Origin of the sequence: Streptomyces sp. SID5643, assembly GCF_009872555.1 — a bacterium.
Lineage (GTDB): Bacteria > Actinomycetota > Actinomycetes > Streptomycetales > Streptomycetaceae > Streptomyces > Streptomyces iakyrus.
This window is the reverse complement of the sequence record NZ_WWIC01000226.1, coordinates 20761-30928: the sequence shown is the minus strand read 5'-3', so window position 1 is coordinate 30928 and position 10168 is coordinate 20761. Positions and strand designations below refer to the sequence as shown.

Annotated in this window: 7 protein-coding genes; all 7 read left to right on the top strand. The window is 70.7% G+C overall.

The features are described from left to right. On the top strand, positions 1-1875 hold a 1875-nt coding region (locus tag GTY56_RS25585; RefSeq protein ID WP_161367676.1), incomplete at its 5' end, for a peptidoglycan D,D-transpeptidase FtsI family protein. A gap of 192 nt (positions 1876-2067) precedes the next feature. After that, positions 2068-3588 carry a UDP-N-acetylmuramoyl-L-alanyl-D-glutamate--2,6-diaminopimelate ligase gene (locus tag GTY56_RS25580; RefSeq protein ID WP_161367675.1) on the top strand — a complete coding sequence of 507 codons (1521 nt, stop codon included), beginning with the start codon at positions 2068-2070 and terminating at the stop codon, positions 3586-3588. A gap of 28 nt (positions 3589-3616) precedes the next feature. Continuing rightward, positions 3617-5032, top strand: a complete 1416-nt coding sequence (locus GTY56_RS25575) for a UDP-N-acetylmuramoyl-tripeptide--D-alanyl-D-alanine ligase (RefSeq protein ID WP_161367674.1) — start codon at positions 3617-3619, stop codon at positions 5030-5032. Continuing rightward, positions 5032-6123, top strand: coding sequence for a phospho-N-acetylmuramoyl-pentapeptide-transferase (gene mraY, locus GTY56_RS25570; RefSeq protein ID WP_033312746.1), 1092 nt, complete (start codon positions 5032-5034; stop codon positions 6121-6123). The genes GTY56_RS25575 and mraY overlap by 1 nt, the downstream gene beginning before the upstream one ends. After that, positions 6105-7556, top strand: coding sequence for a UDP-N-acetylmuramoyl-L-alanine--D-glutamate ligase (murD, locus tag GTY56_RS25565; protein ID WP_161367673.1), 1452 nt, complete (start codon positions 6105-6107; stop codon positions 7554-7556). Before mraY ends, murD begins: the two co-directional genes overlap by 19 nt. Before the next feature lie 135 nt (positions 7557-7691). Continuing rightward, complete coding sequence (gene ftsW, locus GTY56_RS25560; RefSeq protein WP_161367672.1) at positions 7692-9053, top strand: putative lipid II flippase FtsW; 1362 nt, start codon at positions 7692-7694, stop codon at positions 9051-9053. 6 nt (positions 9054-9059) lie between these two features. Next, complete coding sequence (gene murG, locus GTY56_RS25555) at positions 9060-10157, top strand: undecaprenyldiphospho-muramoylpentapeptide beta-N-acetylglucosaminyltransferase (RefSeq protein WP_062926343.1); 1098 nt, start codon at positions 9060-9062, stop codon at positions 10155-10157. The last annotated feature ends 11 nt before the right edge of the window (positions 10158-10168 follow it).

Below are 10168 nucleotides of genomic sequence, written 5' to 3'. Positions count from 1 at the left end.
GGTGCCCGTCCGGCCCGGCGGCCGGGGCAGGGCCGCCCGCCGACGCCGAGGCCGCTGCGGCTCGGCAGCCCCCGCCCCCGCCTGCGCCTGGTCGGCCTCGCGCTGACCCTGGTCCTGAGCGCCTTCGTCGTGCGGCTCTTCCAGGTGCAGGCCGTCGACGCCAGCACGTACGCCGCCAAGGCCGAGCAGAACCGCTACGTCGGGCAGGTGCTGGCCGCGGACCGCGGCGAGATCACCGACCGGTCCGGTGTGGCCCTCGCGACCAGCGAGGACGCCTACGACATCACCGCCGACCCCACGATGTTCGCCCCGAAGATGCTGAAGATCGGGGACGGCCCCGAACAGGCGGCGGCCCTCCTCGCGCCGATCCTCGGCCAGGAGCAGGAAGCCCTGGTCGAGAAGCTGCGCCCCGAGAACAAGGCCCTGCGCTACGTCAAACTGGCCTCCCGCCAGACCCCGCAGGTCTGGAAGCAGATCAAGGACCTGAAGTCGGCGCTCGCCAAGAAGGCGGAGACGGACAAGTCCACGCCCAACGTCCTCTCGGGCGTGTTCTCCGTCGCGACCAGCAAGCGCGTGTACCCCAGCGGCGACCTCGCCGCCGGGATACTGGGCTGGGTCAACGGCGAGGGCAAGCCCGGCGGCGGCATCGAGTTGCAGCTGAACAAGCAGCTCGCCGGCAAGGACGGCAAGATCCGCTACGCCCAGTCCGGCGGCCGTCTCGTGCCCACCGCGGGCTCCACCGAGACACCCGCCGTGCCCGGAAGCGACGTCGAGCTCACCATCGACCGCGACATCCAGTGGGCCGCCCAGAACGCCATCAGCGACCAGGTGAAGGAGTCCGCGGCCGACCGCGGCTACGTCATCGTCCAGGACACCCGCACCGGGCAGATCCTGGCCATGGCCAACTCACCCGGCTTCGACCCGAACGACCTGTCGGACGCGGACCCGGCCGCCCTCGGCAACGCCGCCCTCCAGGACGCCTTCGAGCCCGGCTCCACCGCCAAGGTCATGTCGATGGCGGCCGTCCTCCAGGAGGACGCCGCCACGCCGGGGACGCACGTGGTCGTGCCCAACCGGCTGCACCGCGGCGACCGCCTGTTCAAGGACGACATCGACCACCCGACCTGGTACCTGACGCTCAACGGCGTCCTCGCCAAGTCCAGCAACATCGGCACCATCCTCGCCACCGGGCAGCTCGGCAAGACCCAGGCGCAGGCCAACAAGGTCCTCTACGACTACCTGCGCAAGTTCGGCCTCGGCAGCTACACCGGCCTCGGCTTCCCCGGCGAGACCAAGGGCATCCTCGCCCCGCCCGACAAGTGGTCGACCTCGCAGCAGTACACGATCCCTTTCGGCCAGGGCGTCTCCATCAACGCCATGCAGGCGGCCTCGGTGTACTCGACCATCGCCAACGGCGGGGTCCGTATCGAGCCCACCCTCGTGCGCGGCACCAAGGGACCCGACGGGCGCTTCACACCCGCCCCGAAACCCGCGGAGAACCGGGTCGTCAGCGCCAAGACCGCGAAGACCCTCGCCCAGATGCTGGAGTCCGTCGTGGACGACGAGGAGGGCACCGGCACCAAGGCGCGCATCCCCGGCTACCGCGTCGCGGGCAAAACGGGTACCGCCAACCGAGTGGATCCGGCCACCGGCAAGTACCACGGTTACACCTCGTCGTTCGCCGGGTTCGCGCCCGCCGACAAGCCCCGCATCACCGTCTACTGCGCCATCCAGAACGCCACCCAGGGCAGCTACTTCGGCGGTCAGATCTGCGGGCCCGTCTACAAGAAGGTCATGGAGTTCGCACTGAAGTCCCTCCAGGTCCCGCCGACCGGCGCCAAGCCCGCGAAGCTGCCCGTCTCCTTCAAGCAGTGATCAGGGATCACACACCCTGCCCCGTACTCAGCCCACCGAGCCACCAGGACCGCCTCCGTGACAACGATCACCCCGCAGCCCGGGAACCAGAGCAGCCCCAGCCCCTCACTTCGCCCGGAGGCGGGTACGCCCGGTACGCTCACCGCCGTGCCACACGCTGATCAGTCCCAAACCACCCAGAAGGGCCATCCCGTGACATACCCCGGGCCGCCCAGGCCGGTGCAGGTCTCCGCCACACCCCTCGCGGAACTCGCCGATCAGCTGGGCGCCTCCATGCCGGAGGGCGCCGCCGAGGTCACGGGCATCACCCATGACTCGCGCGCCGTCCGCCCCGGCGACCTGTACGCCGCTCTCCCGGGAGCCCGGCTGCACGGCGCCGACTTCGTCAACCAGGCCGCGGGCCTCGGCGCCGCCGCCGTGCTGACCGACCCGACGGGCGCCGAGCGCGCCGCCGCGTCCGGGCTGCCCGTGCTGGTCGTCGACGACCCGCGCGGACGGATGGGCGAACTGGCCGCCACGATCTACGGCCACCCCGGCCGGGACCTGCTCCAGATCGGCATCACCGGCACCTCCGGCAAGACCACCACCGCCTACCTCGTCGAGGGCGGTCTGAAGACGGTTCGGTCCACCGGCCTGATCGGCACGGTCGAGATGCGCATCGGCGACGAGCGCATCAAGTCCGAGCGCACCACACCCGAAGCCACCGACCTCCAGGCCCTGTTCGCCGTCATGCGCGAACGCGGTGTCGACGCGGTGGCCATGGAGGTCTCCAGCCACGCCCTGGTGCTGGGCCGCGTCGACGGCTGCGTCTTCGACATCGGCGTCTTCACCAACCTCAGCCCGGAACACATGGAGTTCCACTCCGACATGGAGGACTACTTCCAGGCGAAGGCGCAGCTGTTCACCCCGAAACGAGGCAAACTCGGCGTGGTCAACGTCGACGACGAGTACGGCCGCCGGCTCGCGAAGGAAGCCACCGTCCCGGTCGTCACCTACTCCGCCGAAGGGCACCCCGACGCCGACTGGCGCGCCGAGGACGTCGAGGTCGGCCGGCTCGACTCGACCTTCACCGTCATCGGCCCCAAGGGCGAGCGGATCGCCGCCAAGTCGCCGCTGCCGGGCCCGTTCAACGTGGCCAACACCCTCGCCGCGATCGTCGCCCTCGCCGTCGCCGGCCTCGACCCGCAGGCCGCCGCCGACGGTGTCGCCGCCGTCCCCGGCGTCCCGGGCCGTCTGGAGCGCGTGGACGCGGGCCAGCCCTACCTGGCGGTCGTCGACTACGCCCACAAGACCGATGCCGTCGAGTCCGTGCTGCGCGCCCTGCGCAAGGTCACCGAGGGCAGGCTGCACATCGTCCTCGGCTGCGGCGGCGACCGGGACAGGACCAAGCGCGAGCCCATGGGCGCCGCCGCGGCGCGGCTCGCCGACACCGCCGTACTGACCTCCGACAACCCCCGCGGCGAGGACCCCCTCGCGATCCTCGCCACGATGCTCCAGGGCGCGGCGTCCGTGCCCGCGCACGAGCGCGGCGAGGTACAGGTCTTCGAGGACCGGGCCGCCGCGATCGCCGCCGCCGTGGCGCGTGCCGAACCCGGCGACACCGTGCTGGTCGCCGGCAAGGGCCACGAGCAGGGCCAGGACATCGCCGGAGTGGTCCGTCCCTTCGACGACCGCCAGGTGCTGCGCGAAGCCATCCGGAAGACCCAGGGATGAAAATCCAGAAGACCCAGGGGATGAACTTGTGATCGCCCTCTCCCTCGCCGAGATCGCAGAAGTCGTCGGCGGGCAGACGCACGACATACCGGATCCGTCCGTCCAGGTGACCGGCCCGGTCGTCCGGGACTCCCGCGAGGCGGGGCCGGGCAGCCTGTTCGTGGCCTTCGCCGGGGAGCGCGTGGACGGCCACGACTTCGCGGCGGCGGTCGTCGAGGCGGGAGCGGTGGCCGTGCTCGGCACCCGCCCCGTCGGCGTGCCCGCGATCGTCGTGGACGACGTCCAGGCCGCCCTCGGCGCCCTTGCCCGGCACGTCGTACGCCGCCTCGGTGCCACCCTCGTCGCCCTCACCGGCTCGGCGGGCAAGACCAGCACCAAGGACCTCATCGCGCAGGTGCTCCAGCGCAAGGCGCCGACGGTGTTCACGCCCGGCTCGCTCAACAACGAGATCGGACTGCCGCTGACCGCGCTGAGCGCCACCGAGGAGACCCGGTTCCTGGTCCTGGAGATGGGCGCCCGCGGCATCGGGCACATCAGCTACCTCGCCGGCCTGACTCCGCCCAAGGTCGGCCTGGTTCTCAACGTGGGCAGCGCCCACATCGGCGAGTTCGGCGGCCGTGAGCAGATCGCGCAGGCCAAGGGCGAACTGGTGGAGGCGCTGCCGTCCGAGGCCGAGGGCGGCACCGCGATCCTCAATGCGGATGACCCCTACGTACGGGCCATGGCCGCCCGTACGAAGGCGAAGGTGATCTTTTTCGGAGAGTCCGGCGAAGCGGACGTCCGTGCCGAGAACGTGCGACTCACGGACACCGGACAGCCCTCGTTCAGGCTTCACACACCCTCCGGTGCAAGCGATGTGACCATGCGCCTGTACGGTGAGCACCACGTGTCGAACGCGCTCGCCGCGGCCGCCGTCGCCCACGAGTTGGGCATGTCCGCTGACGAGATCGCCGTGGCGCTCTCCGAGGCGGGCTCCCTCTCCCGCTGGCGGATGGAGGTCACCGAGCGCCCGGACGGCGTGACGGTCGTCAACGACGCCTACAACGCGAACCCCGAGTCCATGCGAGCCGCTCTGCGCGCGCTCGCGGCGATGGGCAAGGGGCGTCGTACGTGGGCGGTGCTCGGCAAGATGGCCGAGCTCGGGGACGAGGCTCTCGCCGAGCACGACGCGGTCGGGCGGCTCGCCGTCCGGCTCAACGTCAGCAAGCTCGTCGCAGTCGGTGGCAGGGAAGCCGCCTGGCTGCAACTGGGCGCATATAACGAGGGTTCGTGGGGTGAGGAGTCGGTGCACGTGTCCGACGCACAGGCGGCGGTCGACCTGTTGCGCAGCGAGTTGCGCCCAGGGGACGTCGTACTCGTGAAGGCGTCCCGTTCGGTCGGTCTGGAGAGCGTGGCGCAGGCGCTCGTCGAGACCGGTGCCGAGGGTGAGGTTTCCGCCCGATGATGAAGCAGATCCTGTTCGCAGGAGTCATTGGTCTCTTTCTCACGCTGGTCGGCACGCCGCTGCTGATCAAGCTCCTCGCGCGCAAGGGCTACGGCCAGTACATCCGCGACGACGGCCCGCGCGAGCACGCCAGCAAGCGCGGTACGCCCACCATGGGCGGCATCGCCTTCATCTTCGCGACGGTTGCGGCGTATTTCCTGGCCAAGGTGATCACGGGCTACCTGGACCCGGACGTCGACGCGGCGCCGACCTTCTCCGGCCTGCTGGTGCTGGGCCTGATGGTCGGCATGGGCCTGGTCGGCTTCCTCGACGACTACATCAAGATCGTCAAGCGGCGTTCGCTCGGCCTGCGCGCCAAGGCGAAGATGGCCGGCCAGCTGATCGTCGGCATCGCCTTCGCGGTGCTGTCGCTTCAGTTCGCGGACGCCCAGGGCCAGACCCCGGCGTCCACCAAGCTCTCCTTCGTCCATGACTTCGGCTGGTCCATCGGGCCGGTGCTGTTCGTCGTCTGGGCGCTGTTCATGATCCTCGCGATGTCGAACGGCGTGAACCTGACGGACGGTCTGGACGGCCTCGCCACCGGCGCGTCCGTGCTGGTGTTCAGTGCCTACACCTTCATTGGCGTCTGGCAGTTCCAGGAGTCCTGCGTGAACGCGGAGACCCTGACCAACCCGACGGCCTGTTACGAAGTGCGCGACCCGCTCGACCTCGCGGTCGTCTCCTCCGCGCTGATGGGCGCCTGCCTCGGCTTCCTGTGGTGGAACACGTCGCCCGCCAAGATCTTCATGGGTGACACCGGTTCGCTCGCCCTCGGCGGTGTGCTCGCCGGCCTCGCGATCTGCTCCCGCACCGAGCTGCTGCTCGCCATCCTCGGCGGCCTGTTCGTCCTCATCACCATGTCGGTGGTGATCCAGGTCGGCTCCTTCCGCCTCACCGGAAAGCGCGTCTTCCGGATGGCGCCACTCCAGCATCACTTCGAACTCAAAGGCTGGTCCGAAGTGCTCGTGGTGGTTCGTTTCTGGATCATCCAGGGCATTTGCGTGGTAGTCGGACTGGGTCTCTTCTACGCGGGATGGGTAGCGGACAAGTGATCTCCTCGGAGCCCTTCGACTTCCAGGGCAAGCACGTCACCGTCGCCGGGCTCGGCGTCTCCGGTGTCCCGGCGGCCAAGGTGCTGAACGGCCTCGGCGCGAGGGTCACGGTCGTCAACGACGGCGCCGACGAGCGCGCGCGGGCGCAGGCGGCCGACCTGGAGGCGCTCGGCGTCACTGTGCGCCTCGGCGACGGCGACACTCTGCCGGAGGGCACCGAGCTGATCGTCACCGCGCCCGGCTGGAAGCCGGACAAGCCGCTGTTCACTGCGGCGGAGCAGGCGGGCGTGCCTGTCTGGGGCGACGTGGAGCTGGCCTGGCGCCTGCGCGGCCCCGACGCCGCCGACTGGCTCGCTGTGACCGGCACCAACGGCAAGACCACCACCGTCCAGATGCTGGCGTCGATCCTGAAGGCGGCGGGCCTGCGCACGGCCGCCGTCGGCAACATCGGCGTCTCCCTGCTGGACGCGGTGCTCGGCGAGGAGCAGTACGACGTCCTCGCCGTGGAACTCTCCAGCTACCAGCTGCACTGGGCGCCGTCCCTGCGCGCCCACTCGGCGGCCGTGCTGAACCTCGCCCCCGACCACCTCGACTGGCACGGTTCCATGGAGGCGTACGCCGCCGACAAGGGCCGTATCTACGAGGGCAATCGTGTCGCCTGCGTCTACAACGCGGACGCCACCGAGAAGCCGTCCACCGAGGACCTGGTCCGGGCGGCCGACGTCGAAAAGGGCTGCCGGGCCGTCGGGTTCACCCTCGGCACTCCGGCGCCGTCCCAACTCGGCGTCGTGGAGGGCATCCTGGTCGACCGCGCCTTCGTCGAGAACCGGCAGAAGAACGCCCAGGAACTCGCCGAGGTCGCCGACGTGAACCCGCCGGCCCCGCACAACATCGCCAACGCCCTCGCGGCGGCGGCCCTCGCCCGCGCCTACGGCGTGCCCGCCAGGGCCGTACGGGACGGCCTGCGGGCCTTCACCCCGGACGCCCACCGCATCGCGCACGTGGCGGATGTGGACGGGGTCGCCTACGTCGACGACTCCAAGGCCACCAACACGCATGCCGCGGAAGCCTCGTTGGCGGCCTACGAGCCGATCGTCTGGATCGCGGGCGGGCTCGCGAAGGGCGCGACCTTCGACGACCTGGTCGCCAAGTCGGCGAAGCGGCTGCGGGGTGCCGTGCTGATCGGCGCGGACCGCGCGCTCATCCGGGAAGCCCTGGCGCGACACGCCCCGGAGGTACCCGTCGTCGACCTCGACCGGGCCGACACTGGGGCGATGCGCGCGGCGGTCCGGGAGGCGCAGAAACTCGCTCACGCGGGCGACACGGTGCTGCTGGCTCCGGCCTGTGCCTCCATGGACATGTTCGCCAACTACAACAAGCGCGGGGACGCTTTCGCGGACGCCGTCCGTGAGCTCGGCTCCGCCGACGGCTGACCCGGGTCCGCCTCGCCCGGCGGCGGTGCCGGGCGTACCTGGGAGGGACGCGTGACACGGATGTGGCTGGTGCCCGAGCGGCCAGGGGGCGTGCACCACGCAACGCTCCCCTCCGGCATGGCAGGGTGAGCCGCTATGCCCACCAGCCGCACCGGACGGCCTCCGACCCCGCGCGCCCCCAGGCGCCCCGCGCCCCGGCTCGCGCGGGAGAACCGCGTCCTGAGCCTCTACCTGCGCGCACGCAAGGGCTGGGACCGGCCGCTGACCGCCTACTACCTGATCCTGGGCGGCAGTCTGCTGATCACCGTGCTGGGCCTGGTGATGGTCTACTCGGCCTCCCAGATCACGGCGCTGCAGATGTCGCTTCCCGGTTCGTACTTCTTCCGCAAGCAGTTGCTCGCGGCGGGGATCGGCACCGGTCTGCTGCTCGCGGCCTCGCGGATGCCGGTGAGACTGCACCGGGCGCTCGCCTACCCCCTGCTCGCGGGGGCCGTCTTCCTCATGGTCCTGGTGCAGATCCCGGGGATAGGGGTGTCGGTCAACGGCAACCAGAACTGGATCTCCCTCGGCGGCTCCTTCCAGATCCAGCCCAGCGAGTTCGGCAAGCTCGCCCTCGTGCTGTGGGGCGCCGACCTGCTCGCCCGCAAGCAGGACAGGAAGCTGCTGACCCAGTGGAAGCACATGCTCGTGCCGCTGGTCCCGGCCGCGTTCATGCTGCTCGGCCTGATCATGATCGGCGGCGACATGGGCACCGCGATCATCCTCACGGCCATCCTGTTCGGCCTGCTCTGGCTGGCCGGCGCCCCCACGCGGCTGTTCGCCGGGGTGCTGTCGATCGCCGCCGTCCTCGGCCTGATCCTCATCAAGACCAGCCCCAACCGGATGGCCCGTTTGCAGTGCCTGGGCGCCACCGAGCCCCAGTCGGGACCCGTCGACTGCTGGCAGGCCGTGCACGGGATCTACGCCCTCGCCTCCGGCGGAATCTTCGGTTCCGGCCTGGGGGCGAGTGTGGAGAAATGGGGTCAACTCCCCGAAGCCCACACCGACTTCATCTTCGCCGTCACCGGTGAGGAACTGGGCCTGGCGGGGACGCTGTCGGTACTCGCCCTCTTCGCGGCTCTAGGCTATGCGGGTATCCGCGTGGCCGGACGCACGGAGGACCCCTTCGTGAGGTATGCCGCGGGAGGCGTGACCACCTGGATCACGGCCCAGGCCGTGATCAATATCGGTGCGGTGCTCGGTCTGCTGCCGATCGCCGGCGTCCCTCTCCCGCTGTTCTCCTACGGAGGATCCGCCCTGCTGCCGTCCATGTTCGCCATCGGGTTGCTGATCGCCTTCGCGCGTCAGGACCCCGCTGCGCGGATGGCGCTTGCGATGCGGCAACCCCGCTTTGGTAGAAAGCGGGGGGCGGGGGGCACCGGTTCCGGTCGGAGTCCCCGGAGATGGAACACGATGCGACGGCGTGCCTCGGCGGCGCGCTCGTCCGGAGAGCGGTGAATTTCGGTGCATGTCGTACTCGCCGGCGGAGGAACCGCGGGCCACATCGAGCCCGCGCTCGCCCTCGCGGACGCCCTGCGCAGGCAGGACCCGAGCGTGGGCATCACGGCCCTGGGCACGGAGCGCGGCCTCGAGACCCGTCTCGTACCCGAGCGCGGGTATGAACTCGCGCTGATCCCTGCCGTTCCGCTGCCGCGCAAGCCCACCCCCGAACTGATCACCGTCCCGGGACGGCTGCGCGGCACCATCAAGGCGACCGAGCAGATCCTGGAGCGCACCAGGGCCGACGCCGTGGTCGGCTTCGGCGGCTACGTCGCCCTGCCCGGCTACCTCGCGGCCAAGCGCCTGGGTGTGCCGATCGTGATCCACGAGGCCAACGCCCGCCCGGGCCTGGCCAACAAGATCGGCTCGCGGTACGCCAGCCAGGTCGCCGTCTCCACGCCCGACAGCAAGCTGCGGGGCGCCCGCTACATCGGCATCCCGCTGCGCCGCTCCATCGCCACGCTCGACCGGGCCGCCGTGCGCCCCGAGGCCCGGGCCGCGTTCGGCCTCGACCCGAACCTGCCCACCCTGCTGGTCACCGGGGGCTCCCAGGGCGCCCGCCGCCTGAACGAGGTCGTCCAGCAGGTCGCGCCCTGGCTCCAGCAGGCCGGGATCCAGATCCTGCACGCGGTCGGCCCGAAGAACGAACTGCCGCAGGTCCACCAGATGCCGGGAATGCCCCCCTACATCCCGGTAAGTTACCTGGACCGGATGGACCTCGCGTATGCCGCGGCCGACATGATGCTCTGCCGCGCGGGCGCGATGACCGTCGCCGAACTCTCCGCCGTCGGGCTCCCGGCCGCCTATGTCCCGCTGCCCATCGGCAACGGCGAACAGCGGCTCAACGCCCAGCCGGTGGTCAAGGCCGGCGGCGGACTGCTGGTCGACGACGCGGAGCTGACCCCCGAGTGGGTCCAGCAGAACGTCCTGCCCGTGCTCGCCGACCCGCACCGGCTGTACCAGATGTCCCGCGCCGCCGCCGAGTTCGGCCGCCGGGACGCCGACGAGCTGCTCGTCGGCATGGTGTACGAGGCGATCGCCGCCAGTCGTGCACACCGATAGGACTGTATGAC

Excerpts from the sequence above, each read along its gene's own strand:
- mraY (WP_033312746.1), top strand. The coding sequence starts at position 5,032 with ATGAAGCAGATCCTGTTCGCAGGAGTCATTGGTCTCTTTCTCACGCTG.
- murD (WP_161367673.1), top strand. The coding sequence starts at position 6,105 with ATGGGTAGCGGACAAGTGATCTCCTCGGAGCCCTTCGACTTCCAGGGC.
- ftsW (WP_161367672.1), top strand. The coding sequence starts at position 7,692 with ATGCCCACCAGCCGCACCGGACGGCCTCCGACCCCGCGCGCCCCCAGG.